This window comes from Streptomyces sp. NBC_01445, assembly GCF_035918235.1.
In the GTDB taxonomy this organism is placed as follows: Bacteria; Actinomycetota; Actinomycetes; order Streptomycetales; family Streptomycetaceae; genus Streptomyces.
Genome location: NZ_CP109485.1, coordinates 1,249,195 through 1,274,442 on the forward strand (window position 1 = coordinate 1,249,195; position 25,248 = coordinate 1,274,442).

General features: G+C 68.4%; 21 protein-coding genes. 13 read left to right on the forward strand and 8 right to left on the reverse strand.

The window, feature by feature from the left end:
- Positions 1–74: 74 nt before the first annotated feature.
- Positions 75–386, reverse strand: a complete 312-nt coding sequence (locus OG574_RS06040) for a hypothetical protein (protein WP_326772218.1) — start codon at positions 384–386, stop codon at positions 75–77.
- A gap of 77 nt (positions 387–463) precedes the next feature.
- On the reverse strand, positions 464–910 hold the full coding sequence (locus tag OG574_RS06045; protein ID WP_326772219.1) for an ester cyclase: 447 nt from the start codon (positions 908–910) through the stop codon (positions 464–466).
- On the opposite strand from OG574_RS06045, the gene OG574_RS06050 reads away from it, so the two are divergent.
- Positions 910–1,398 carry an alpha/beta hydrolase gene (locus tag OG574_RS06050; RefSeq protein WP_326772220.1) on the forward strand — a complete coding sequence of 163 codons (489 nt, stop codon included), beginning with the start codon at positions 910–912 and terminating at the stop codon, positions 1,396–1,398. The genes OG574_RS06045 and OG574_RS06050 overlap by 1 nt on opposite strands.
- A gap of 170 nt (positions 1,399–1,568) precedes the next feature.
- Here OG574_RS06050 and OG574_RS06055 read toward each other — a convergent pair whose 3' ends face one another.
- Complete coding sequence (locus tag OG574_RS06055; protein WP_326772221.1) at positions 1,569–3,938, reverse strand: arylsulfatase; 2,370 nt, start codon at positions 3,936–3,938, stop codon at positions 1,569–1,571.
- A gap of 492 nt (positions 3,939–4,430) precedes the next feature.
- On the opposite strand from OG574_RS06055, the gene OG574_RS06060 reads away from it, so the two are divergent.
- The 5 genes from OG574_RS06060 (at position 4,431) to OG574_RS06080 (ending at position 11,771) form a co-directional block, all read left to right on the forward strand.
- Complete coding sequence (locus tag OG574_RS06060) at positions 4,431–5,471, forward strand: formylglycine-generating enzyme family protein (protein WP_326772222.1); 1,041 nt, start codon at positions 4,431–4,433, stop codon at positions 5,469–5,471.
- Between the two features lie 686 nt (positions 5,472–6,157).
- Positions 6,158–7,321, forward strand: a complete 1,164-nt coding sequence (locus OG574_RS06065) for a PucR family transcriptional regulator (protein WP_326772223.1) — start codon at positions 6,158–6,160, stop codon at positions 7,319–7,321.
- Positions 7,322–7,492: 171 nt separating this feature from the next.
- Positions 7,493–8,398, forward strand: coding sequence for a bile acid:sodium symporter family protein (locus OG574_RS06070; protein ID WP_326772224.1), 906 nt, complete (start codon positions 7,493–7,495; stop codon positions 8,396–8,398).
- A gap of 425 nt (positions 8,399–8,823) precedes the next feature.
- Complete coding sequence (locus tag OG574_RS06075) at positions 8,824–9,306, forward strand: SRPBCC family protein (RefSeq protein ID WP_266743392.1); 483 nt, start codon at positions 8,824–8,826, stop codon at positions 9,304–9,306.
- Positions 9,307–9,386: 80 nt separating this feature from the next.
- Positions 9,387–11,771: a SpoIIE family protein phosphatase gene (locus OG574_RS06080; protein ID WP_326772225.1), complete on the forward strand. Its 2,385-nt coding sequence runs from the start codon at positions 9,387–9,389 to the stop codon at positions 11,769–11,771.
- A gap of 1,172 nt (positions 11,772–12,943) precedes the next feature.
- Here OG574_RS06080 and OG574_RS06085 read toward each other — a convergent pair.
- Complete coding sequence (locus tag OG574_RS06085) at positions 12,944–13,459, reverse strand: hypothetical protein (RefSeq protein ID WP_326772226.1); 516 nt, start codon at positions 13,457–13,459, stop codon at positions 12,944–12,946.
- Positions 13,460–13,678: 219 nt separating this feature from the next.
- Here OG574_RS06085 and OG574_RS06090 point away from each other — a divergent pair, with 219 nt between their 5' ends.
- On the forward strand, positions 13,679–13,915 hold the full coding sequence (locus OG574_RS06090) for a hypothetical protein (protein WP_326772227.1): 237 nt from the start codon (positions 13,679–13,681) through the stop codon (positions 13,913–13,915).
- A 15-nt stretch (positions 13,916–13,930) separates the two neighbouring features.
- Here the strand turns inward: OG574_RS06090 and OG574_RS06095 are convergent, their stop codons facing one another.
- Positions 13,931–14,137: a hypothetical protein gene (locus tag OG574_RS06095; RefSeq protein WP_326772228.1), complete on the reverse strand. Its 207-nt coding sequence runs from the start codon at positions 14,135–14,137 to the stop codon at positions 13,931–13,933.
- Positions 14,138–14,228: 91 nt separating this feature from the next.
- The gene (locus tag OG574_RS06100; RefSeq protein WP_326772229.1) at positions 14,229–15,857 is read right to left on the reverse strand and encodes a hypothetical protein; all 1,629 of its coding nucleotides are present in this window, start codon (positions 15,855–15,857) and stop codon (positions 14,229–14,231) included.
- Between the two features lie 81 nt (positions 15,858–15,938).
- Here OG574_RS06100 and OG574_RS06105 point away from each other — a divergent pair, with 81 nt between their 5' ends.
- Positions 15,939–16,214 (forward strand): hypothetical protein, encoded by a 276-nt coding sequence (locus OG574_RS06105; RefSeq protein ID WP_326772230.1) that lies wholly within the window; start codon positions 15,939–15,941, stop codon positions 16,212–16,214.
- 331 nt (positions 16,215–16,545) lie between these two features.
- Here OG574_RS06105 and OG574_RS06110 read toward each other — a convergent pair whose 3' ends face one another.
- On the reverse strand, positions 16,546–17,556 hold the full coding sequence (locus tag OG574_RS06110; protein ID WP_326772231.1) for a LacI family DNA-binding transcriptional regulator: 1,011 nt from the start codon (positions 17,554–17,556) through the stop codon (positions 16,546–16,548).
- Positions 17,557–17,590: 34 nt separating this feature from the next.
- On the opposite strand from OG574_RS06110, the gene OG574_RS06115 reads away from it, so the two are divergent.
- The gene (locus tag OG574_RS06115; RefSeq protein ID WP_266933032.1) at positions 17,591–20,380 is read left to right on the forward strand and encodes an alpha-L-rhamnosidase; all 2,790 of its coding nucleotides are present in this window, start codon (positions 17,591–17,593) and stop codon (positions 20,378–20,380) included.
- A gap of 393 nt (positions 20,381–20,773) precedes the next feature.
- On the opposite strand, the gene OG574_RS06120 is transcribed toward OG574_RS06115, so the two are convergent.
- The gene (locus OG574_RS06120) at positions 20,774–21,436 is read right to left on the reverse strand and encodes a TetR/AcrR family transcriptional regulator (protein ID WP_266570694.1); all 663 of its coding nucleotides are present in this window, start codon (positions 21,434–21,436) and stop codon (positions 20,774–20,776) included.
- Between the two features lie 130 nt (positions 21,437–21,566).
- Between OG574_RS06120 and OG574_RS06125 the strand changes: the two genes are divergently transcribed.
- The 4 genes from OG574_RS06125 to OG574_RS06140 all read left to right on the forward strand — a co-directional run bounded on the left by OG574_RS06125 (position 21,567) and on the right by OG574_RS06140 (position 25,243).
- On the forward strand, positions 21,567–21,854 hold the full coding sequence (locus OG574_RS06125) for a putative quinol monooxygenase (RefSeq protein ID WP_266570695.1): 288 nt from the start codon (positions 21,567–21,569) through the stop codon (positions 21,852–21,854).
- Between the two features lie 36 nt (positions 21,855–21,890).
- Positions 21,891–23,129 (forward strand): FAD-dependent oxidoreductase, encoded by a 1,239-nt coding sequence (locus tag OG574_RS06130; protein ID WP_266933029.1) that lies wholly within the window; start codon positions 21,891–21,893, stop codon positions 23,127–23,129.
- Positions 23,130–23,246: 117 nt separating this feature from the next.
- Positions 23,247–24,101: an alpha/beta fold hydrolase gene (locus OG574_RS06135; RefSeq protein WP_326772232.1), complete on the forward strand. Its 855-nt coding sequence runs from the start codon at positions 23,247–23,249 to the stop codon at positions 24,099–24,101.
- A 185-nt stretch (positions 24,102–24,286) separates the two neighbouring features.
- Positions 24,287–25,243, forward strand: a complete 957-nt coding sequence (locus tag OG574_RS06140; protein ID WP_326772233.1) for an alpha/beta hydrolase fold domain-containing protein — start codon at positions 24,287–24,289, stop codon at positions 25,241–25,243.
- The last annotated feature ends 5 nt before the right edge of the window (positions 25,244–25,248 follow it).

Genomic DNA, 25,248 nt, shown 5'->3' on the forward strand with positions numbered 1-25,248 from the left:
CGTCACGCCACAGCTGTCGACCCGTTGTCCGACCACGGCCGAGGCGATCGGGCCCGCGGTGGTGACCACGGCGTTCACGTACCGAAGGCGCCGCCGCGCCGTGCCGGCGGGGCCAACTCGGCGACGACGGTGAACGCAACGCTCGCGAAGGATCCACCCAGACCGAAACCGACCACCAGCAACGCGGTCCTCGCCCCGGCACCGCGCACCAGGGCAGGGCCAGGCAGGCTGCCGCCGACCCGGCCATGCGCCCAGCGGCTGTCGACTCCGCGGCGTATCAGCCAGTCGGTGAGCGCGGCCTGGACGAGCAGTACGAGTGCGCTCAGCGCCCAGGGCCGGGCCGACGGTGCCAGCGCCGAAGCGACCTGCGCTCGTACGTCAGTCAAAAATCCGTCCGGCCCGTTGGCCGTTGGAACTACTGCGCGGTGCGGATCAGCGTCTCGATGTAACCGTAGGCGGTCATCTATTCCGTAGGCGGGAGAATGCCGAGCTGCCGGGCGAAGTCTGCGCCGTCCCAATAGATCGTGTTCTGGCGGATGCGCAGCTGGTCGTCCCACTCGGCGACCGAGACAGCCCGCAGCCCTTCAAACCGTCGGCCCGTCGCTTCGATGCCGAGGAAAGGTGCCCCGGTGAAGGTCCCGCTGGCATGCCACTGGACCGTGGTCCACGAGCCGTCGGACAGAATGCGTTCGGTCTCGACCTCCATGTCGGGGAACGCGGCCAGGAACTCGGTGAAGAAGCCTACGATCGCGTCCAGGCCGCGGAACTCTCCGACCGCGACGAAAGTGTCTACGGCGTCGGGGCTCCACATCTGGTCCGCATTGGCGAGATCGTGGCGGCCCATCCGCTCGAACAAGGAGCGTGCCGCCTCCGCGGGTGTGGTGGGCTGGGTGATGCTGCTCGACTCCATTGCCTGCTCCTTCTCACTCTCAATCTCGATCGGGGTCTCTTAGCGCTTACGCGCTCCCGATTTCGTCATGCCGGCAACGGTGCCAGCGCCGACGTGACCTGCGCTCGTACGTCAGTCCAAAATCCGCCCGGACCGTTGGCCGTTGGATCAATGCGGTGCCGCGGCATGCTCGTGCACTGCCGGAACAGCTGTCCCCCGAGCGGACATGGGCCGACGTCCTGGCCCTGCGCAACGGCTCCGGTTTCAGGGCGGTCGCCAGGTTCGGGCGCGACTACCAGTGCCGCTCCAATCCCACGGTTCCGGTCACCATCGGCTGGAGCGAGCGCGACCGCATCCTGCCCCTGCACATGGCTGACCTGGCCCGCGAGCGGATTCCCCAGGCCGAACACGTGACACTGCCCGGCTGCGGGCACATGCCCATGAGTGACGACCCGGCACTCATCACTTCCGTCATCCTGGACACCATCGCAGCAGCAGCAAAGCCGTGACGTCACGCGCTGCCTGACGCCATCACGTCGGCAGGCCCTCCGCGTCCTCGCGGAGGGCCTGCCGACGTCAGGGGTCGCCGAGCAACCCGAGCCGAGGCGTGACTGCGGCCGTGCGGTGCCGGTGAGCTTGCCGCGGTTGGCCTGCCCACCGGCACCGCACGGCCGGCCCGTCACTGCCGGGACATGGCGATCCGCCAGCGCTCCTCGATCGGGATCAGGTGCTCGGGGTTGTCCGCGGCGGCGTCCACGTCGATCTGCACCCACCGGATCTGGCCGGTGAAGTCGTTGCCGCGCGCCGGGTACTCCGGCGTGACGGGCGAGCCCGACTCGCGGCCCACGTTGGTCGTCTCGTCCAGGGAGAACACCATCGCCTGGGTCACCGGCAGCTGGCCGCGGCCCACCTCGGTGCCGTCGACGTGGAGCGTGACGGTGCCGCCCTTGGCCAGGCCGGGGCCGTCGTAGTCGAACTCCATCCGCACCTGGTGCTCGCCGGCCGGGAGCTTGTGGTCCGAGCCGACGTAGAAGTACTTCAGGCCCACCAGGTTGTAGCAGTAGCGCAGTCGGCCGTCGCGGACGTAGAGGCTCCAGCCGCCGGCCAGGCCGCCCTGGGAGAGGATGACGCCTTCGGCGCCGTCCTCCGGGACCATGATCTGTGCGGTGACGGCGTGGCTCTTGTTCTTGATGTTGATGACGGAGCTCTCGTTGAGGTGGCCCATGCCTGGGAAGAGCACCTGGGTGTTCCCGCGGATGAGCTGCGGCCGGCCGGCCAGGTCGGGGTCCAAACGCTCGGCGGCCCGGTCGTCCAGCGGCAGCACCTCGTGCTTGGTCGCCTCGATCAGCCACAGCCGCTGCAGCTTGTGGAGCATCTCGGGCTGCTCGGCGGCGAGGTTGCGGGACTGGGTCCAGTCGTCGGGGCCGTACAGCTCCCACACGTCGTCGTCGAAGGCCACCAGCTTCGCTCCCACCATCTCCCACGGCGTGCGGTGTTTGGTGACCGCGGTCCAGCCGCGGTGGTAGATGCCGCGGTTTCCAGTGATCTCGAAGTACTGCGTCTGGCGCCGCTCGGGCGCAGTTGCGTCGCCGAAGGAGTAGCCCATGCTCACGCCTTCGATGGGGGCCTGGGTGACCCCGTGCACGGTGGTGGGCTCGGGCAGCCCGGCGGCCTCCAGAACGGTCGGCGCCACGTCGATGACGTGGGAGAACTGGTCGCGGACCTCGCCACGGGCGGTGATGCCGGCGGGCCAGTGCACGATGGTGCCGTTGCGGGTGCCGCCCCAGTGCGAGGCCGCCTGCTTGGTCCACTGGTACGGCGTGCACATCGCATGTGCCCAGCCCACGGCGTAGTGGTTGTAGGCGCTGGGGGTGCCGAACTCGTCCACCTTGGCGCGCAGGAACTCCGTCGACTCCAGGGCACTGAGGCCGTTGAAGTTGATCGTCTCGTTGAAGCTGCCGTGGTGGGTGCCCTCGGCCGAGGCGCCGTTGTCGCCGATGATGTAGTAGATCAGCGTGTCATCGAGCAGTTCCAGGTCGTCCAGGGTCTGCACCAGCCGCCCGATCTGGGCGTCGGTGTGGGCCAGGAACCCGGCGTAGACCTCCATCTGACGGGTCAGCACCGGCTTGAGGTCGTCGGGCATCTCGTCCCAGTGCGGGATCTCCGCATTGAACTCGGTCAGCTCGGCATCGGCCGGAACCACGCCGAGCTGCTTCTGCCGCTCGAAGATCTCCTCACGCAGCGCGTCCCAGCCCGCGTCGAAACGGCCCGCGTACCGGTCGCACCACTCCTTGGGGGCATGGTGCGGGGCGTGGGTCGCGCCGGGCGCGAAGTAGAGGAAGAACGGGCGGTCGGGCTGCAGCGCGTGCTGGCGGCGGATCCAGTCCACGCTGCGGTCGGCGAGGTCCTCGGTGAGGTGGTAGCCCTCTTCCGGGGTGCGCTCGGGCTCCACCGGGGTGGTGCCCTCGTACAGCGCGGGGTAGTACTGGTTGGTCTCCCCGCCGAGGAAGCCGTAGAAGTAGTCGAAGCCGCTGCCGGTCGGCCAGCGGTCGAACGGGCCGGCCGGGCTGGTCTCCCACACCGGCACCTCGTGGCACTTGCCGAACTGCGCGGTGGCGTAGCCGTTGAGCCGCAGTGTCTCGGGCAGTGACGCCTTGGTGTTGGGGCGGATCGTGTTGTATCCGGGCGCGGAGGTGGCCAGTTCGGTGATGGCGCCCATGCCGACCGAGTGGTGGTTGCGGCCGGTCAGCAGCGCCTGCCGGGTCGGCGAGCACAGCGCGGTGGTGTGGAACCGGGAGTAGCGCAGCCCGCCGTCGGCCAGCCGCTGCGCCGCGGGGGTGTCGATCGGGCCGCCGAACACGCTGGACGCACCGAAGCCCACGTCGTCGAGCAGGATCACCATGACGTTCGGCGCGCCCGCCGGCGGCCGCAGCGGCGTGATCGGCGCGAACGACGTCTCCGGGTCCCGGGCGTCGTACGTGGTCAGCCCCGGCCGGGGCCGATCGGGCATGGGCAGGGCGGTGCGGGGGAGATCGTCATGCGAGGGCACAGGGCCCCTCCTGTCCGGGATCGGTGAAGCGACGGCGACGGCTGTCCGGGCACGCAGTCCCGGTCTCCGGCGCGGTCGTGATGGGTGGGCAGGGACACGGCGGCTCCCGGCATGCCGCCAGATGAGGCGGGCCGAGCGAGGGGCTCATGTCCCGTGTACGCGTGGGGTCTCGTGCACCGTCCGGTGGGGAGCCGGGCGGCGAGGAGGTCACGGCCGCAGCGAGGCTGTCGGTCCGGCGGTGAGTGCAGCGCTGCCGTGACGGATCACAGCTGCCGCGGCCTGCGGGGTCTTGACGACCCCTGGCGTGGATGGGACTTTAACGGAACTCGCAGTTACGTATCTAGAGGGTCCGCATGTGACCGCAGCAACGGTCGCGTCGCACATCGCCGGCTGAGCCCGGCAGCTCGACACCGCCGCCTGCCGTTGGCAGGAAAGGCAGGCCGCGGCCCGATCCTCGTAACTCCGCAAGCCCCGTACAGCTAGGTGACACCGATGAGTGACGTACCCACCGCGACCACGCCACCCCTGGGCCACACCCCGCAGAACCAGCCCGACGACATGGTGTGGATTCCCGGTGGCGGGTTCACCATGGGGTCCGACCGGCACTACCCCGAGGAAGCCCCGGCCCACGCCGTGAGCGTCGACGGCTTCTGGATCGACCCGCATCCGGTCACCAACGCCCAGTTCCAGGCATTCGTCGAGGCCACCGGGTATCGGACGATCGCCGAGCGGCCCGTGGACCCGTCCGCGTATCCCGGCGCTGATACGGCCATGCTGGCGCCGGCTTCGGCGGTGTTCACGCCGCCTTCGCATCCGGTGGACCTGAGGTACCCGTACCAGTGGTGGTCGTACGTGCCCGGCGCGAACTGGCGGCACCCTGGCGGTCCGGGGACGTCGCGACACGACCGGCTCGATCATCCGGTGACCCACGTGGCATGGCCGGACGTGCTCGCCTACGCGCAGTGGGCCGGCAAGCAGATCCCCACCGAGGCCGAGTGGGAGTACGCCGCACGCGGCGGCCTGCTGGACAGCGAGTTCGCCTGGGGCGACGAGCTCAACCCGGATGGCCGGTACATGGCCAACACCTGGCAGGGCGAGTTCCCGCACGAGAACCTCGAACTGGACGGCTACGCCGGCACCTCGCCGGTCGGGGCGTTCCCGGCCAATGGCTACGGCCTGTACGACATGATCGGCAACGTGTGGGAGTGGACGTCCGACTGGTACGCGGACCACCGGCGCCTCGCGACCAACGCGCCGACCTGCTGCGGCGCACCACGGCCACGCTTCAACCCGGTCGGCGGCGCGGAGGCGGACAGCGTCGAACCCGGTCAGGTCCAGCTGCGTATCCCTCGCAAGGTGATGAAGGGCGGCTCGCACCTGTGCGCACCGAACTACTGCCGCCGCTACCGTCCCGCCGCACGGCTCCCCCAGCCGATCGACACCTCCACCTGCCACCTCGGCTTCCGCTGCATCGTCCGCCCTGCAGCCGGTGCCGCGCAGCAAGGGAGTGTCATGAATCAGCTTGACCGTTGACGCCTGGCCCCGAAGGTGGCGTCCGTCCCTGGCGAGCACCGCCGCGACCATGGCTCCGCGCAGTTGTTCCGACGGCCAACGAGCCGGACGGATTTCGGACCCATGTACAAGCGTGGGTCACGTCGACGCTGGCACCGTTGTCGGCATGACCGTGCCAGCGCCCCTCACACGCGAAGGGACACCAATCGTGATCGAGAGTGACGCCATCGCATTCCTCGCATCCAGGAGAGCGGCGGCGGCATGACGGCGGGATTCGTTCGGCTGTTGACCAGGGCGGACATGGGGTCCCGCGCTGGTCGGACAGCCTGACGACCTTTGTCGGTGTCCGCACTGGGGTTACATTCGAAAGAGGGGCGGGTCGGGTTGAGGATCAAGGACGGCGAGGAGGTCCACGAGGCGGGCCAGCCCCTGAAATTGAACGCCCGGACACGCGCCGCATGCGCTCGAGGACGCTGAGTACGTGGACTTCAAAGGCGCTTGTCCGAGTTCGCGGCGATCCGCTGCAACGCGACACCAAGGCTTCTCGGCGTTGCGAGCAGTGGTGGAGTGCAGCATTGTTCCGGACGTCCGAGAAGCGTGGCCACGGTCACAGCGGGAGTCGGAGGCGTCGATTGTCAGAGAACCGGTCGGACGCGTTGACTGCCTGGGCAAAGAACTTCGGCAAGACTGCCTCACAGGACACCCTGGTGGACTCCTTCGCAGACCGGATCAACGCCGTCATCCTCAAGCAGATCCCCGAGATCGCCGACGATCCCGTCCTCGTCCAGGACTTGCACTGCAGCACCCGCGCGGAGTGGCGCGAGTTCGTCGCGAGCCTGAGTGAGGACCACCGCCTCGTGCGGCCCGGCCAGGGCGCCGACCTGGCCCGGACCCTGGCCCGGCGCGGCTTGGACCTCGGGATCCTGTTGAAGGTTTACCGGGTCGCCCAGCAGAGCGTCTTCCAGTTCCTCACCGAGGTCATCGACGGGGCGAGTGAAGACGCTCCCCCGCGTGACGAGATCCTCGTCTTCCTTTGGGGTCTCGGCGGGCAGTGGATGGCCGACGCCGTGGAAAGCCTGATCGAGACGTACTACGAGGAGCGACAGCGACTGCGCGACGACGCCGTCATACGCTGCGCCGAGACCATCGAAGCGCTCCTCGGGGACGCACCACCCAGCGCGGACGACGCAACGCGCCTGCTGGGCCACCCCCTGTCACACTGGCAGACCGCCTACGTCGTCCGGGCCCCCGAGGCCGGCTCGTCCACGACCGAGGCAATGCTGGACGTCGCGAACGCCGTCGCCCAGGCACTCGGCACCTCACGACCACTGACGATGGTCGCCGGCAGCCGTGACCTGTGGTGCTGGGTCGCCACGCCCCACGAACCCGACCTCGCTCAGTTGCCCGGCCTCGCGTCGGCGCTCCAGCAGGCCGGCATGCAGGCGGCGATCGGCCGGCCTGGTCCGGGGATCCAGGGTTTCCGAACGAGCCACGCGGAAGCCCGTGCCGCCGAGAACCTGGCCCTCAAGGCTGCCCACGGTCAAGCGCTGGTGCGCTATGACGAGGAGGAGTTGCTCATCCTCGTTTCAGCACAGGAAACACTGATGCGACGGATGGTGGCCCGCGAGGTCGGTCGGCTCTGCGGCGCCGACAAGAACCTCGCCCTGCTCCGCGAGACCGTCCTGGCATACCTGACGACCTTGAACATTGAGACGACGGCCGAGCGGCTGTTCGTGCACAAGAACACGGTGCGCTACCGCATCGCCCGGGCCGAGGAGTTGCTCGGGCACCCGCTCTCGCAGCGCTCGACGCAAGTCGAGCTCGCGCTGCGATGGGTCTCGCTCTTCGGCGCTCCTTCCGACACACCCTGATCCGCACCCCCGACTTGTTCCAACGTCCAACGGGCACTGCCTGTTTCGGACTGAGGCACGAGCGCACGTGACGTCGGCGCTGGCACCGTTGCGGGCACGACGAAACCCGGACCAGCCGACCGGGTCTTCCTCGTGCAACAACTCCCGACTCGCCACCTGGAACCGTGCCCCATGGACTCAGTGATCACCTCTGTCTTCCTTCCGGTAGCCCTAGCGGTCGTCATGCTCGGCCTCGGACTGTCGTTGACCGTCGACGACTTCGCCCGCGCCGCCCGCCGGCCGCGCGCGGTGGTGGTGGCGCTCACGCTGCAGCTGCTCGTCCTGCCCGCACTGTGCTTCGGGCTGGTCGTGGCGTTCGGCCTCCCCCCGGTACTGGCGGTCGGGATGATGCTGCTCGCGGCGTCTCCGGGAGGCACCGTCGCCAACCTGTTCAGCCACCTGTTCCACGGCGACGTCGCCCTCAACATCACGCTCACCGCCATCAACTCGGTGATCGCCGTGGTGACCGTCCCGCTGGTGACCAACTTCGCCTTGAAGTACTTCGCACCCGACCTCGGCACGGGACAGCTCACGCTGCAGTTCGGCAAGATGCTCCAGGTGTTCGTGATCGTGCTGATTCCCGTGGGGATCGGCATGGTCCTGCGTCGATCCCGCCCCGCCTTCGCCGAGCGCATGGACCGTCCGGTGCGGATCGCCTCAACCCTGGTGCTGGCCCTGGCTATCCTCGGCACCGCCTACAACGAGAGGGCCCATGTCCTCGGCTATGTCACCTCGGTCGGCGTGGTGGCGCTGACGTTCTGCCTGGCCAGTCTGACGCTCGGCTTCGTCGTGCCGCGAGCAATGGGGGTAGAGCACCGCCAAGCCGTCGCGGCCGCCTTCGAGATCGGAGCGCACAACGCGGCCCTCGCCATCACCATCGCCGTCAGCGCCCTGAACAGCGTCCCGCTCGCTGTTCCCGCAGCGGTCTACGGACTGGTGATGATCCCCTGCACCGCCGCTGTCGGCCGACTGCTCACCCGAGGCAGCCCGAGGCCGTCGGCCATCACATCCGCCCCGGCGGCCGACACTCCCCGCTGAGACGCTGCACCGAGCGGAACCGAAACGCCCGCGGAGACCAACGGTGTGCGTGGCCCTGCCGAAGCGCACCTTCACGCTCCCTTTGCCGAGCGGTTCCACGCGCTGATCGAGATGCAGGCCGCCGACTGTGCCGCACGCGGTCGGGTGCAGCGACCATGCCAGGGCGTCAGCTCCGGCCCGGATGGCGCACGACAACAGCCCCGCGCCCCGGCGTCGGCACCTGCCGACCGATGACCGACGCTGCCGTTCCCTGACCGCCTCCGCGGTCTTCCGCGAGGCATGCGCCGTGGCCGCGGCTCCCGCCGTTCTGACGGCAGTGGGCGCTCTGGCCGCGGGGTGCAACTGGATCTGCCGATGACTGCCCTGAGCGCGATGCGCGAGGAACTGTGTCATTGGCTCGAAAATGTCTTCGAGAAGGGCTGTCGATGGAAACGCACGTCTCCGAATCCATAGAGATCGCTATACCGCCGAGCGTCGTCTACACGGCGGTGACGAACGTGGCCGACATGGGCCGCTGGAGCCCCGAATGCACCGGCGCCGACGTCAAGGACAACGGCCTGCAGGAGGTCCGGCCCGGGATGAAGTTCACCGGCCACAACCGCTCCGCCAAGCGCCCCTGGTCGACCCAGTGCACCGTGATGGCAGCGGAGCCAGGCGAGCGGTTCGCCTTCCTCGCCCGTGGCGCAGGGCTACGCGTCGCGATCTGGACCTATCGGTTCGAGCCGCTCGACTTCGGCCAGGCGACCAAGGTCACCGAGACCTGGATCGACCAGCGCGGCTGGTTCATGCACTTCATCAGCCCCAAGGTCAGCGGCATCCGCGACCGGGCCACCCACAACCGCCAGACCATGAAGGTCACCCTCCAGCGCCTCAAGAAGACACTGGAGAAGGAGCACCCGTCCACCTGAGGCCGTCTGCGGTGACACTTGTCCTGTAGGGCCCGATCACTCCAGGGCAGCGAGCGGGAGACGCCTGGATGGAGTCGACCATGAACGGACGGAAGGACACCACAGCGCCCCGGGGCGGGCCGGACACTGACCGCGGCGCTCGGTTGGTGCTGGATGAGCAGGGCCTGATCGCCGAGTGGAATCAGGCGGCACGGGAGCTGCTCGGGTATCCGGCGGAGGAGGTTCTGGGCCGCCCGGTGGCGAGGCTGCTGGCCCGAGAGCAGCCGGCCTCCCCAGCCGCAACAACGGGAGCGACTGTGACCGCACGCCACCGGGACGGACACCGGCTTGATATCCGCGCCAGGGTGTCTGCCCTGCCGGGCGAGGGCGCGGCCGTGCGCTGGTGCGTACTGCTCGACCCAGCAGAGCGAACCGACGCCGAGATGGTCGACGCGGCGCTGCTCACAGCGCTGCTGACCGAGTCCCCCCTCGGGGTGCAGGTCCTGGACCCCGAACTGCGGTTCGTCCGGCTGAACCTTGCCGGGCCAGGGCTGCGGGGGGCGGTGAGCCACGAGGCCATCGGGCGCCGCGCTCGCGAAGTGGCTCCGGGCATGGTCGACGACGAAACGGAGCGCAGACTCCGGTCGGTGGTGGAGACGGGCCGGCCGATGACCTTCGGCCACGTCGGCCGCCCTCCGGCCGACCCCGACCACGATCACTCCTACGACGTGAGCTTCCTGCCCCTGAAGGACCCGACCGGCACCATCCACGGGGTGGTCGTCGCCTCACAGGACGTGACCGAGCGGCAACAGGCACAGGCCCGTTTGAATCTGCTGGTGGAGGCGGGCACACGGATAGGCACGACGCTGGACGTGATGACAACGGCCGAGGAACTGGCCGAGGTCGCGGCACCGGCCCTTGCCGACATCGCGGCGGTGGAGGTCCTCGACGACGTACTCGCGGGCGAGGCACCGCCGCCCGGCCCGGTGAGCTCCGAGGCGCTGCTGCGGCGGGCCGGCTTCCGTGCCGCCGCAGGGCTGGACGCGACGCCCGCCTACAGTCCCGGCGAGGTGATCCCCGGCTACCCGCCGTCCTTCACCGCGTGCCTGGCCGACCTGCAACCCCGTCTGATTCGGGAACTGCAGGTCGACCACGAGTGGATCGTCCACGACCCCCGCCGCGCAGAGCTGCTGCGCCGGGCCGGCGCGCACTCGACGATGGTGGTACCGCTCACCGCCCGCGGGGTGGTACTCGGCCTGGCCAGCTTCTACCGAACGCAGACACCTGACCCGTTCGAAGAGGACGACCTCGCCCTCGCGGTCGAAATCGGCGCCCGGGCGGCCGTGTGCCTGGACAACGCCCGCCAGTACACCCGCGAGCGTAACGCCGCCCTCACCCTGCAACGCAGCCTGCTCCCACAGACCGTCCCCGTACAGAACGCCGTCGAGGTGGCCTGGCGCCACGAGTCCACCCGCGGCAGCGGGGACTGGTTCGACGTCATCCCGCTGTCCGGGGCACGGGTGGCCCTGGTAGTGGGACACCTGGTCGGGCACGGCATGCAAACAGCAGCAGACATGGGCCGGCTGCGCACCGCCATCAATACCCTGACCGCGCAGGATCCGACCCCCGACGAACTGCTCGCCCAACTCCACGACCTGGCGTCCGGCCCCACTGGCGAACACGCCCACCTGGCTGATGACGACCGTGCCGACGCACACCTGGCCGGAGTCACCTGCGTGTATGCGGTCTACGACCCCATCTCCCGCCGCTGCACCTTCGCCCGGGCCGGCCACCCCGCACCTGTGATCGTTCACCCCAACGGCTCTGTCGAGGTCCCCGACGTCCCTGTCGGTCCACCCCTGGGAAGCGACCATCCGCCGTACGAGACCACCGAGGTGGAACTACCGGTGGGCAGCACCATCGCGCTGTCCACCAGCAGCCTCGCCCCATCCGACCACCCACCCGAGGGATCGGCCCGTCTGCGGCGGATCCTCGGCAACCCCCACCGGTCTCTCAAGGACACCTGCGACGCCATAGTCCGAGAACGCCAAGACCGCGGCGAGGAGAGCACAGTGCTGCTACTGGCACGCACCCAGAGCCTGCGCGCCGACCAGGTCTCGACCTGGACTCTGCCCAACGACCCCGCACTCGTCACCACCGCCCGCACCCTGGCCGTACGCCAACTGGCCCACTGGTACCTCCAGGAACTCGAGTTCCCCACCGAACTGATCGTCAGTGAACTGGTCACCAACGCCATCCGCTACGCCACCGGCCCCATCCAGCTGCGCCTGATCCACGACCTCACCCTCATCTGCGAAGTCACCGACGACAGCAGCACCGCCCCGCACCTTCGCCACGCATACGAAACCGACGAGGGCGGCCGCGGCCTCTTCCTCATCGCCCAACTCACCCGCCGCTGGGGCACCCGCTACACCGCCCGAGGCAAGACCATCTGGACCGAACAGGCCCTCCCATCGGGACTGTAAATCGCTCCGGCGTAACTCCTGATCAAGGAACCATGCTGCGCCGCACCTCGGGGCGACCGATTGGCTTCCCCTCGCCCTCGCCCTCTCGGAGGCACCCGTAGTCGGCTGCGATACCCACGTGGCGGTTCGAGTCCGGCCTCAGAGGGGACCCATCAAGGTACGTCGTCTCGTGCAGCCGCAGTCTGAGGATCCCGAAGGAGCCGACCCGCATTTACCACGGTCTTCGACGGCTCACTACGACTGCCGGACGGCCGCATCGCCGTCGGCGACAGCAACTGACCCGCATACCGGGTGGGCGACCGTGGCGAGTTCAAGGTGCATGTAGCAGTGGACTCCCCAGGCGCCGACGCTCGCGTCACGACGTCACGATCATCCGAAGCATCATCTGACGAGGCGGGACCGCCCGTGGTCGCAAGCCGGCGACTCAGCGTTCACTCATCTCCAACAGCAAGATCGCGATCTACAGCTGGAGTATTTCCCGGCGAGGAGCACGCTTCGTCGTGCGCTTATGCACTCGTCGCCGAACGCCCTGGCGGCGAGCGGGCGGATTATGACCACGGCTTCGGCGAGCAGGCCGGACGGCCCCTACCCGGGCTGGGTTGCATCCGACCAGAACCCTCAGTCGCCCCAAGATCCGGGCCATTCCCGGGCCAAGTCTCGCCCTAAGACCACCAAGGAAGCCGTTTTCGCTGGTCAACAGCGGTGCGAATCGTGTACCACCAGCAGACGAAGCACCTTCTGGTGAGCTACTCGGCACAGAAGCTCGGGTTCTTCCAGAACCTCAAGTCGGTTGCCTGGAGGCGCCGTTGCGCTCCAGGCAACCCGACACGGGGAACCACCTTCCGCGATCAACAAGGTGCCTCACGTCACTATCCGGCCTCGAAATGACTCGCTCCCGGACCAGCCGCGGACCAAACCTGTCGGTGAGCACGCACACCAGCCTGAAAAGGCCGTGCGTTTGGGTTCGGACCAGCGGGCGAGATGCCCACGACTTCACGGTCGATGTCGCCTACCGACCCCACGTGGGAGAACAAGGTAGTGCGCCTCACACCACTCATGACGACGGACCCGGACGATCAACAACCAAATCCGAGGCCCGTCCTTGGCGACGCCGATTTCGTGGCGGCGCCGATCCGGGCCCAGCTCGTACGTGATGCGCCGGACGCGGGCCTTCAGGTCCTTCTCCAGTCCTCGGGCAGCTCCCACTCGAAGTGGACGCACGTCGGCAACCCGACGTCGTCGAGCTCGCAGTCCTCGGGCCACAACGGGAAGTGGAACCCCGGGTCGTGGGTGCGCAGCAGGGCCCAGCGGTTCGACGGCTCCCACGCCAGCGTGTACACCCCGTCACCGGAGCGGACGGCACCACGCTCGGCCTGCTGCATGCGCAGCGCCAGCAGTTCCTTGTCCGCCCACTCCCCCAGCCGCTGCCGCGCCTCGGCCGCGGCCTTCGCCTCCGACGCGGCGTCGTCGTCCTGGGCGTGCTCGGTACCGGGCACGATGACGGTCTGCTCGGCGCCGAGAAGGCAGCCGACCATCGCGTCGATCAGCTTCACGGGATCGCCCAACTCGCGGCGCCCCCAGGCATCTTCGTTGCCCGTGGCTGCCGCACCGAGGTGCCCGGCATGATTCCTGTAGTAGGCGGTGGCCGTCTTGTACGCGGCCGGCCGGCGCAGTTCCTCGTCCGGCACCCACGACGGGGCGAGCCCGGAGAGCGGGCCACCTGGGTGACGCGGATTCGCCTCTCCGTCCAGTAGTTGAGCCCCGACCAGGCGTCGATCAGCACGTCGCGGATGCGCACCAGCAGCCTCCGGGGGCGGACGGGCCCCCGCGCCGCAGATCAAGAGCATGGGCTTGAACCGACATCTCTTGCCAAGGCGATTTGAACGTGTTCAAATATCTGCGCACGGATGACCTCGAAGCTCTTGCATGCGTCGAGGCAGGGACAGTTGGGGGAAGCTGTGGCCTCGGGCGCTGGCTACGTCGTCTTGGCGGCGTACATGTTGTACCTGGCACTCATGACGCCGTTCTGCATTCTGATCGGGGTGAAGGTGTCCGCCAGAATGGGCTGGCTGTTCTCGGCGGGCTTGATCTTCTTGCCCCTAGCCCTGCTGTTCAGCTTCGTGATCGCCGGCGTCACCGCCTAGGGCTCGGCCCAGTCACTACGGCGTGATGCCCTCCGGCGCGCTCACGCAGCCGTCGACGAACGGCTCTTTCCCGTCGTCGGCGAGGTCGTCCTGCCGACGCTCGACGTCCCACCGCTCCTCGCGGTCCTCCCGGCTCGGATGCCGTGCCTCCACGACTCCTGCCGCTCTGCGCTGCTTGAGCAGCTCGCTCGGCGGAGAATTCCGCCATCCGCGTGAGCGCACACGGCGCCTTCTGCCCTGGACAGGACGGGTTCCCGGACCGTGGGCAGCCGGGAAACAGCCCGCCCACCCCCAAGGCTTCCTGATCAAGAGTTCACGGACAGGTTCTGGCGTCCCACGCGACCGGAACTTCGGGTGCAGGGAGAGCTCCCCCGTCTGCACGCGTCCTGATCATCCGCCCCTCCACCGTGCCGATCACCAGGTCCCCGTCCGGACCTGCGCTCAGGCAAGTCGGTGTGTAGAGGTGCCCGCTGAGGGTGAGCGCCCTCCGCCGTACCACCGTGCCTTCCTCTGCTCGCAGCGTGAGCAGCTCGCAGGCCCCGGCTCCGGTCACGGCGTGGACGAGACCGCCGTGCACGTCGACCCCGGTCACCCGCGCGTCGAAACGGTGGACCCAGGCCACAGCACCGTCCGGGTAAGCGCGACGTACGAGGTAGGTGCCGTCGCGCGCCGTGCACGTGTGGACAAGCCCCTGTCCGGCGTCGTCGTCGACGTATGCGGCGGGACCGCCGCGCAGGTGAGGGCCGAGTGCCTCGTGCCAGGCGAGCGGGAACAACTTCTCGACCCCGTTGGGGTCGGCCCGCACGACCCACTTCTCCAACAGTTCCGTCCTTACCTCCCCGCCGCCGACGCCGTAGAGGAAAAGCAGATGGGGCGAACGTCGCACGGTGAAGTCGTAGGAACTGTCGCTCTCCCCCAATGCCAGGGTGGCCAGCTGTCGCCCGGACGGCGTGAGCACGACGCTGTCGTACGGCGGCCAGCGCGGCCCGGGGAACAGCTCCCGTGAGTCCCTGGCCACCCAGGCACCATCCGTGCGCGCAGCGATGGCAACGGGAAAGTCGAGGCGGCTCTCGGCGAGTTGGGCACCGTCGGTGAGGGCGAACCGGCACAGCAGTGTGCGCCGGTCGCTGCTGTCGCCCACCAGGACGGTGATCCACGCGCTCTCCTCGTCCGGGGTGACGTACACCCGACAGCCGTTGCGTTGCCGCTGGCTGTCAGGCACCGGCACCGACCACTGCGGAGTACCGTCCGGCGACCAGCACTCCAGTAGGACCCCGCTCTGCGCCGCAGCAAGAATCCGGCCGTCCCGCAGCACCTCCACGACGGCCACCCCCGGCCGCCGGGCCCAGTCGCGGCCCCGCTCGGCGGCGATGCCGGCAAGGTACCGCTGAGGTTGGTCGATGTCCGGTCCTTTGATGCCGCTCCAGTCGACCTCCACCGGCCCCTGCGGCCAGGAGACCAGCGCGGCGAGCACGTCGGCGGTAACGTCCTGCCAATCGGGGCGCTCGACGACAGATCGCGTGTACGTCACCCGGCCCAGGTCTTCGTAGTCGACAACCGGCCGAGCGAACGTCACCTCCAGGCGGCACGCATCCCGCCAGCGCAGGGCGCTGACACCTGCCCCGGCGACGGCCACGTCAGTGCGGCGCCGCGTCTCCGGCTCGTACAGGTGCAACCCGCCCCGCAGTTCGAACTCGTCGCCCTCCTCCGTCCCCACGGCGAGCACGGGCAAGGCCGGATGGAAGGCGAGCCCCTCGATGCCCTGCTCCAGCACAATCTGGTCCCACAAAGCGAGATCGCTCGTCCGGTAGACCGCGATCCGGCCACCGTCGCCGCGTCCGCTCGCGTAACAACTGACGGCGATCCAGCGGCCGTCCGCACTCACGTCGGTCGTGAAAGGGTGGCCGATCTCGGGGAACGGGTCGTCGGGTATCAGACGCATCGCAGGAGCGTATCGGCCGACGATCCCTGGTGAGCGGTCCAGTCGCTGCCACTGTCCCCTATGAGCTGGACCTTAGAGGAGATGACCGCCTGCGCCTCCCGCGACATTCTCGTCATCCCGGGCGGTGTCCTCGGCCGGGCCTGCCGGGCCGGCCTGCTCCCCATGGAGCCGTCAGCCCATCTGGTCCTCGGCGGACAGGCAATCCAGCCAAGATCCGGACCGGGCGTGGACCAACTAGACTTCCCATCAAGCGATATCGCCCGTTACCGCAGGTCAGGCGCCAAAGAGGCCCTGTACCGCAAGGAGACGAAGAACGTTTTGGTTTCATACAGCCCGAAGAAACTTGGGTTCTTCTAGAGTCTCAAGTTGGGTGCCTGGAGGGAGCTTTACCCTTCCAGGCACCCACAGCCCCGCAGCCCCTATCCGTGACCATTCAGCAACCTTCCGGACCCGTTCGCCGCGAATCTGCGCGCGTCCCGGACCAGCCACGGACCAGCTGGGTCGCTAGGTTGCGTCGCCCTCGCGGGGCGAAGCATGCGAAGAAGCCGCGGACGTCGATGCCGTCGCGCAGGGCGGGGCTGCTCACCGGCAACGTCGAGGTGATAGACGTCGTTGCCCAGGGTCGGCCACCACATGTACCGGCGCCAGTTGCCGTCAGGGTGCGGGTGCGCAGCACTCGCCCGCTCCCTCAGGTCGACTGCCGGTGGGCCACCTGCGCGGGGGGCAGCACACTGTGCAGCATCGAGGCCGCGTCGACGTGTTCTCCGGCGGTCACGGCGCTGAGCCATTGCCTGGCATGCCGACCGTAATCGGTGTCCGGGATCCACGCGGAAGACAGTTGGGGCGTGGCGAGACGGGACTCGGGGGTGTTGTCGGCTCCCATCACCGCCAGGTCGGCCGGGGCAGAGAGACCCAAGTCGGTCAATGCTGCCAGGACGGCGAGACCCATGCGGTCTTCGTGGACGCAGACAGCGGTGATCCCGGAACTGAGCAGCGCCGGGATTCCTCCGGCAATGGCGTTGCGGTCCAGGCGGAAGGACACGGTGGTCGGCGTCGGCAGTCCGCGGCGGGTGCACTCGTCGATGGCGCCACTCAGCCGGCTGCGCGCCACGGACAGGCGAGGTGAAGGCTCGGCGGGCAGAACGTAGCCGATGTGCTGGTGGCTGCGTTCGGCGAGGTGGGAAACCTGGGCAGCCCCGATGTTCCGCTCCCAGAAGCGATCGCCCTCCTGGTCCGCATCGGCGAGTGGAGTCAGGCCGAGGACGTGTTGGGCGCCCAGCGCCGTGAGCCGGGTGTGAGTATCCGCAGACACGAAGGTCAGTAGGACGACACCGAAGGGCTGCACCGCCCGGACGGTGTCACACAGCTGTGCCTCGGAGGTCTTGGTGTGGACCAGGACGGTGTAGCCGAGGCTGCCGACGCCCCCGGTGATGTACTCGATCGTGCGCCCGCTGACCTCTCCCGTGTACGTGGGGTCGACGACGATGAGCACGATCTTGCTGTGCCCGCGGCGCAGCGAGGCCGCAGCCGCATTGGGGACGTACCCGAGTTCTTCGGCGGCGGCGAGGACGCGGGCCCGGGTGGCGGGAGTCGTCTTGTCCGGCCGGTCGTTGAGTACGTAGCTGACCGTGGCGATCGAGACCCCGCTACGCCGGGCTACGTCGCTGATGGTGACCCGCTTTTCGGCCCGCGCTGCCATGCGTCTCCCTTAACAACCGCCCGAGGCGGATTGCTTGTCCGCCAGCCCCCATTGTGCCTATGCTCGCCGCGCCTCGGTGAAACGTTTAACCGGGGTGTCGTCCACGGCCGGGACGAGGACGTTCCTCGGCGCGATGAAGGAGACCTGCATGCTGTGCGCCCCTGTAGATCTGCGGACCGACACGCTGGACAGTCCGTTGTGCATCGGCAGTCGAAGTCCGGAGTTCGCATGGCGGCTGCCTGCCGGGAGCGAGGCCCAAGCCGCCTACCAAGTACAGGTGACCGCTGGGGACGGTTCCGCCGCGGGTGAGCCGGCTTGGGACAGCGGCCGGGTGACCGGCACGGAGCCCTTCGGTGTCACGTACGAGGGCACGTCGCTGATGTCGTGCCGGCACTACGGGTGGCGGGTGCGCGTGTGGTCCGGGACGGAGCAGGATCCCGGTCCTTGGAGCGAGTACGCATCGTTCGAGACGGGCGTACTTGACCCGGAGCGCTGGGCCGCACGCTGGGTGAGCGGGCCCGCTCCTGCGGCGAAGACCGACTATCGCGTGCTGTACCTGCGTGCCACGGTCGATCTTCCCGCACCCGTGGTTCGGGGCCGGGCCTACGTCTCCGCGCTGGGCTGGTACCGCTTCTTCGTCAACGGACATGACCTCACGGGCCCGGCGCTGGTGCCGCGCTGGACTCCGTTCGACCAGTACGTGGAGTACCAGGCGTATGACGTAACGGAAGCCTTCCGCGCCGGCGGCAACGTGGTGTCGATGGCGGTCGGGGACGGTAGGTTCCGCGGGGCCAACGGGCTCACCGGGAAGCAGGCCGTCTACGGCGACCGGACCGCGGGCCTCGTCCAGGTGCATCTCGATCTGGAGGACGGCAGCACAGTCACGGTCGTCAGCGACGGATCCTGGCAGGTCGGGACCGGGCGCATCAGCGCTGCCGACCCGATGTTCGGCGAGCGGGTCGACCTGCGCGTACCCGATGAGGACTGGCTGACGTCATACGCACTACCAGCCCGGTTCGGGCCCGCCGAGGTACTCGACGACCGGCGCACGCTGATCGCCGAGGACGTTCCCGCGGTGTGCGAAATCGAGCGGCTCTCACCTCGCACCATCAGCCGGGCGTCTTCGGGTAGGCAGATCGTCGACTTCGGGCAGAACTTCGCTGGCGTGGTGCGCATCCGACTTCCCGCAGGACCCGGGACCACCGTCCGCCTGACGCACAGCGAGGTCCTGCGCAAGGACGGCGAGCTGGACATCGACTACATCCACGGACTTCCCGTGAACCGCTGGTACCAGCGCGACGAGCTCCTTCTCGGCGACGAAGCAACCTGGTGGTCCCCCTGGTTCACCATCCACGGATTCCGCTACGTCGAGGTCGACGGTCTGCCCGGCGACCTGAGTGCCCAAGACATCGAGGGCATCGTTCTTTCCTCGACGTTGCCGGACGCCGGAGGCTTCGACTGCTCCGACCAGCGGCTCGTCCGCCTTCGCCGCAACGTCTCCTGGTCACTTCGGTCGAACTTCACCGACACCCCGACGGACTGTCCAACCCGGGAACGCTCCGGCTGGACCGGGGACATCCAGGTCTTCGCCCCGACGTCCACCACGTTCGTCGACGTCCAAGCATATTTGCGCCGCTACCTGCGCAATCTGGCCGCAGAGCAACTGCCCGACGGTAGAGTGCCGGTCTTCGTTCCCGCTGAGGTCTCATCCTTCTCCGGAGGAATGGCCAAACTGATGCGCATGGTGGCGCAGTCGGCCGGCTGGGGAGACGCCGCCGTACTGCTGCCCTGGACGCTCTACCGGTATTACGGCGACCGGTCCGTCCTGGAGCGGCAGTACCCGAGCATGACCGCATGGGTCGATCAACTGACCCGCCGGGCTCGTGAGAAGCGGCGCATCAACCGGCGCCTGCGCGGCAGCGCGAACCCTGACGTCGACCCCTTCCTGCTGGACACCGGCTTTCACTTCGGCGAGTGGCTGCGTCCAGGGCAGGGCTTCGCCGCGTCGATTCTCGACAGCATGCGGCACAGCCCGGTGACGGCCACCGCCTACTTCGAGCACTCCGCGCGCACTCTGTCCGACATCGCGACTGTCCTCGGCCGCGACGCCGATGCCACCCGCTACCGGGAACTCGCGGACCACACGCGCAGCGCGTGGCGGGCGGCCTTCCTGCACGACGACGGCCGTGTCGGAACCGACCGCCAGGACGACTACGTCCGCGCCCTCGCCTTCGGCCTGCTGGAACATGACGAACGGCCCGCGGCCGTCGACCGACTGGTCGCGCTCATCGAGGAAGCCGATGACCACCTGGCCACCGGCTTTCTCTCCACGCCGATGCTGTTGCCGGTCCTCGTCGACGCAGGCCGGCCCGACGTTGCCTGGCGTCTGCTGTTGCAAACCACTACGCCGTCCTGGCTGTACCAGGTCGAACAGGGGGCGACCACCGTCTGGGAGACCTGGAACGGATACAACACGAAGGGGGAAGCAAAAGAGAGCCACAACCACTACGCCTTCGGTGCGGTGGTCGGCTTCCTCACCGAATACGTCGCCGGGCTGTCGCCGGCTGAACCGGGCTACCGCGTGTTCGACGTCTGTCCACTGGTGGGCGGCGGGCTGACCTCCGCCCGCGCCGAGGTGCAGACACCCTACGGCGCCGCCTCCAGCAGCTGGGTCGCAAGCGAGAGCAAGGTGACATTGGAGGTCACGGTTCCCCCAGGCAGCACCGCGCGCGTGCACACCGGCACCGGTAATCCCCCGCAGGAGCTCCGTAGTGGTACGCACACGGTGGTCTGGCCTCGCGCCGAGAAGAGGGGCCAGGGCTGAACCCCAGCCGTTCCGCCACGACTGCGGGCGGCGGTGTGGCTCCGGTGGGCAAGTCGCCGGCCGACAGCTCCCCGTCCGCTTCGGAGGTCGCCTTCGAGGTTCCGCCACGACTGCCTGAGCCGATACGCGACCAGGTACTCGCAGCAGGGCGGCGCGCCACCGTCCTACCGAAGAAGGTTGCCGCAGACGTCGACGCGACCACCACTGAACCGGGCGATGTTCCCACGCCGTGACCGGCCCGCCGGAGCCGCAGCCGCCGTGCGGTACCGCTTGGCACCCGCACACGCGCACCCCGCCCCGTTCCACGATGCTGTCGCCGTCACGGCTCTGCACGAGGCGGGTGACATCAAGGACGGCGTTGGGCGTTGGTCGGTGTCAGCGCAGCCGGCGGCGCTACGACCGCAGCAGGTACCGGCATGCCATGTCGCTCAGGGAGGCGAGGAAGGTGTCCTCGTCGGCCTCGGAGCCGGCGATGGCCGGACCGTAGGCCACGCGAACGACGAGCGAAGAGAACAGGACGGTGTAAGCGGCCCGGACGGCCGACTCCGGATCGTCGTGGTCCAGGTGGTCCCGGACCTCGAGCAGGACGCCGGCGAAGAGTCGGCCGAGCTCGGCGCTGTAGGTCGCGCCCCGCCGGTGGACCTCCGGGTGTGCCCCCGAGATGAGGATCACCGACCGCAGCAATGGAGCGTGCCGGGCGAAGATGCCGGCGACCGCCCGCACCGCGCGGTCCACCAGCCGGTCGGGGGCCAGGCCCCGCCAGTGGTCCGCGTCGGCGAAGACCCCCTGGTCGGCCCGGACACGGGCCAGCCCGTGCTCGTAGACAGCGAGGAACAGGGCGTCCTTGCTGTCGGTCCGTGCATAGATCGCGCGCGGCGCCACCTGGGCACGGTCGCAGACCGCCGCGATGGTGAATGCCTCGTACCCACCCTCCGCCAGCAGTGCCACCCCGGCGTCGAGCACCCGGGCCCAGGCTTCACGGCTGCGCCTCTGCAGCGGCGGCCTGATCGCGAGGGGATCGCCAGCGCCGTTGTCAGCCGATGTGGACGACGTCACCGATGGGTCCCCTCCGATGCGCGGCAACAGCCGCCGAACAGTCTTGACAGAACCGTAGCAGGCGCTATCGTCTCAGCTTAACCGTAGTGCTCACTACGCTTTGGCCATCTTCCACCATCGGAGGACAGTCGTGCTGATCGTGATCGGCAGTGCCCGTGCCCTTCCCGGACGCCGTGCCGACCTGGTGTCGGCCACTCGCGCCGTCACCTCGCAGACCCGTGACGACCAGGGGTGCGAGTCCTACGGCTTCTACGCCGATCTGGCCGACGAGGACGTGATCCTGAGCCTGGAGGTGTGGCGCGACCAGGCCGCCCTCGATGCGCACATGGACCACCCGCACACCCAAGAGTTCCTGGCCGCTGCGGGCCCGTTGATCGACGGCACGCCAACGATGCGCTTCCACACCGTCGCCGGCTGATCCCTTCCCCACCGCTGCATCTCGACGAGGAGAACCGTGAGCGTCCCCGCAACGAAGCGAGGCCGGGTCGCCGTCATCGGCGCCGGTCCGGCCGGCATGGCCACCGCCCTGTCGGTCCACCAGGCCGGCCACGACGTCGTCCTCCTGGAGCGCTACCCGCAGGCCCGGCCGGCCGGCAACATCCTCAACCTGTGGCCGCCGCCGATCAAGGCGCTCGGCCTGCTCGGCGTCGACATCGCCGACCTGGGCGCCCCCTGCTATTCGGAGTTCCGCTCCGCGAAGGGCCGCACCCGGGTCCGGGTCAACCTGCCCGAGCACACCGTCGCCGACTACGGGGGCGGCTTCATCGGACTGCTGCGCCCGGAGCTCTACCAGCGGCTGCTCGCTGCGATGCCGCCCGGTGTCCTGCAGCTCAACCGCACGGTGGAGAGCTTCGACCAGGACCAGACCGGCGTCCGGTTGAAGATGGCCGACGGCAAGACCATCGAGGTCGACGTGCTCGTCGGCGCCGACGGCATCGACTCGCTGGTCCGTCGGACGCTGTGGGGCGACTCGCCCAAGCGGGAGCACAACCTGCACATCTTCGGCGGATTCACCTTCGACGAGGACGTCGTCGCGGACCGGGGGTTGTGCATCGTCTCCCACAGCCGGACGGTGCAGGGCAGCTGGACCTCGATCCGACACAAGGGCCGCCACGGGTTCCAGTGGTGGGTGCTGGGCGCACACGACGCCGCCACCACCTTCGACGGCGACCTGCACGCCACCGCGACGGCGATGGGCGCGGAGTTCGCCGCCCCGCTGCCGCAGCTGATCGCCGCGACCGAGCCGGGCAACGTGCAACGCTGGGTGCTGCGCGACCGCAAGCCGCTCAAGCAGTGGTCCAAGGGCCGGGCGACCCTCGTCGGTGACGCCGCGCACCCGACCTCCCCCTATGCCGCTTACGGCGCGGGGATGGCGACCGAGGACGGGTACTACCTGGGCCGCCGACTGGCCGGGCTCGACCTGAGCGACCACACCGCCGTCCGGGCCGCGCTCGACGCCTTCGAGGCCCCGCGCAAGCCGCACACCGCCCGCCAGGTGCAGCAGGCTTACATCCTGGGGAAGGTCTTCCACCACACCCCGGGTCCCCTGCAGAGGGTGCGGGACACAGTCCTGGACCGGACTCCCTTCCTGCAGAAGGTGGCCGGCGAGTCCTCTCCCGGCGAGATCCTGGCCCAGATCGCCGCGATCGACGAGGCCGAGAAACGATTCGTCGCCGTGCGCGCTGGGGCGTGACGGCGCCGGGCGGGCTCGAGCGCATCGTCGGCCGGCCGCTCGGCGACTACATCGCGCACCCGTAAACGACCGTCAGATCCCTTCCCCATCGCGCACCACTACCTCCTGAGGAATCTCATGTTCGCGAAAATCAACGGTACTGATCTCTTCTTCGATGTCGTCGGATCGGGCCTCTCCGTAAGGGAGAAGAGCCTCGAACCGAAGCCGGTGCTGTTCGTTCACCACGGGGGCCCGGGCGGCGATCACAGCCATTTCCGGCCATGGCTCGACGGCCTGCAGGACACGGCACAGATCGTCTACTTCGACCACCGGGGCACAGGACGATCCGGCCGCGCGGACGTCAGCACCTACACGCTGGAGCAGATGGCCGACGACATAGAGGCGCTGAGGCTCTATCTCGGTATCGAGGCGCCTGTGCTGCTTGGCGCTTCATTCGGCGGCATGGTCGCTCTGCAGTACGCCATCCGCCATCCCGATTCGCTGTCGAAGCTGATCCTGGTCGACACGGCACCGAGCAACGACTATCACGCGCTCTCCATGAAACAAGTTGCGAAGGTGGCCAGCGCAGAGCAGATGGAGATGCTCAAGGACCTGTTCGCGGGGACCATCACCCCTGAGAGGTACGCCAGGTGGGCAGAGGTCGTCGGCCCCCTCTACTACCGCACGGTCCCGCCGCTGGCCGAAAGGGAAGCTGTGGACGCACGCGTCATAGCCGGACCCGAAGTGGCCGAACAGGTCCTGAAGAACGAACTTCCCCTCTATGACGTCCGTGCACAGCTGGGCGCCATTCACATCCCAACGCTTGTCGCCACGGGCAGGCACGACTGGGTCACCCCGCCGTCGCAGTCGGAAGAGATCGTGAAGGGGATTCCCCACGCGGACTTGCACATCTTCGAGAACTCGGGACACAACCCCTTGGTGGAAGAGACCCACGAATTCCTCGAGACCATCGCCCGATTCATTCGGTCGTGAGACAAGGGAATCGCGTGAACGCGGTTCCCTGACATGGGGTCAGGTGCAGTGGCCGAAGCCGGCCTCGTCGAATACCCCCGCATCGTGGCCGTCGGACGAGCCATCACCATGTCCGGCGGCCACGGTCACTTCACAGGAGCACTCGAAGCCTCGAGGGCTCACACCGAATGCGAAGGAGCAACGTTATGACTCGAGTTCCGTATGATGCCGAGCTGCAGTCCGCGGCCGAGCAGTTCATGGAGACCTACGGTCCGACCATGCCCGCTCACGTTGTCCCCTTCGCGCGGTCCCTTTTCGAACAGCAGGTGCCGGGACTGGACGAGCTCGTCGCCAGTCGCCAGGTCGCGGCACGCACCGTCAATGTCCCAGGTGATGAAAGTGGTCCCGCATCCGCCGTGACCATCTTTTCGCCGGAGTCGCCCGCCGCTGGTGGCGGAGTGTTCTACATCCATGGTGGAGGGATGGTGATGGGGCATCGGCTGGGCGGCGCGGACGAACTCGTAGCCTTGGTAGAGCAGTTGCAGGTGCCGGTTATCACCGTCGATTACCGGCTTGCACCGGAGGATCCGTATCCGGCGGCCGCGAACGACGTACGACGTACCTGGCTCTGGGTGGTTGAACATGCTGCTGAGCTCGGCGTTGACCCAAGCAGCCTGATACTCATGGGCGGAAGCGCCGGCGGAGGGCTGGCGGCCGGACTGGCTCTGCGTCTACGGGACGAGAAAATGCAGACGCCTCTGGCGGTCTGCCTGCTCTCACCGATGCTCGACGACCGGAATGAATCCGTTTCCAGCCACGACTACGATGGCACCTCGTTGTGGGACCGCGGCTCCAACCTGATGGGATGGGACGCCCTCCTGGGTGCGGAGCGGTCAACGGTTTCCGACTACGCGGCACCAGCACGCGCCACCGATCTCTCCGGGCTGCCGCCTACCTATCTTGAAGTCGGTTCGTCCGAGGTATTTCGCGATGAGGTCAATGAATTCGCATCGCGACTGTGGGCCGCAGGAAACCTGGCCGAACTGCACGTGTGGGCCGGCGGTTTCCACGGCTTCTCCACCTTCGTGCCACAAGCACGGGTGAGCGTGGCATCCCTGACCACTCGCACCGATTGGCTGCGCCGGATACTCCTGTCCCGATAAGCCTC

Bases quoted from the DNA above. Each gene is read 5' to 3' on its own strand.
- OG574_RS06045 (WP_326772219.1), bottom strand. From the start codon at position 910: ATGGAGTCGAGCAGCATCACCCAGCCCACCACACCCGCGGAGGCGGCA.
- OG574_RS06060 (WP_326772222.1), top strand. From the start codon at position 4,431: ATGAGTGACGTACCCACCGCGACCACGCCACCCCTGGGCCACACCCCG.
- OG574_RS06070 (WP_326772224.1), top strand. From the start codon at position 7,493: ATGGACTCAGTGATCACCTCTGTCTTCCTTCCGGTAGCCCTAGCGGTC.
- OG574_RS06075 (WP_266743392.1), top strand. From the start codon at position 8,824: ATGGAAACGCACGTCTCCGAATCCATAGAGATCGCTATACCGCCGAGC.
- OG574_RS06080 (WP_326772225.1), top strand. From the start codon at position 9,387: ATGAACGGACGGAAGGACACCACAGCGCCCCGGGGCGGGCCGGACACT.
- OG574_RS06090 (WP_326772227.1), top strand. From the start codon at position 13,679: ATGACCTCGAAGCTCTTGCATGCGTCGAGGCAGGGACAGTTGGGGGAA.
- OG574_RS06100 (WP_326772229.1), bottom strand. From the start codon at position 15,857: ATGCGTCTGATACCCGACGACCCGTTCCCCGAGATCGGCCACCCTTTC.
- OG574_RS06105 (WP_326772230.1), top strand. From the start codon at position 15,939: ATGACCGCCTGCGCCTCCCGCGACATTCTCGTCATCCCGGGCGGTGTC.
- OG574_RS06110 (WP_326772231.1), bottom strand. From the start codon at position 17,556: ATGGCAGCGCGGGCCGAAAAGCGGGTCACCATCAGCGACGTAGCCCGG.
- OG574_RS06135 (WP_326772232.1), top strand. From the start codon at position 23,247: ATGTTCGCGAAAATCAACGGTACTGATCTCTTCTTCGATGTCGTCGGA.
- OG574_RS06140 (WP_326772233.1), top strand. From the start codon at position 24,287: ATGACTCGAGTTCCGTATGATGCCGAGCTGCAGTCCGCGGCCGAGCAG.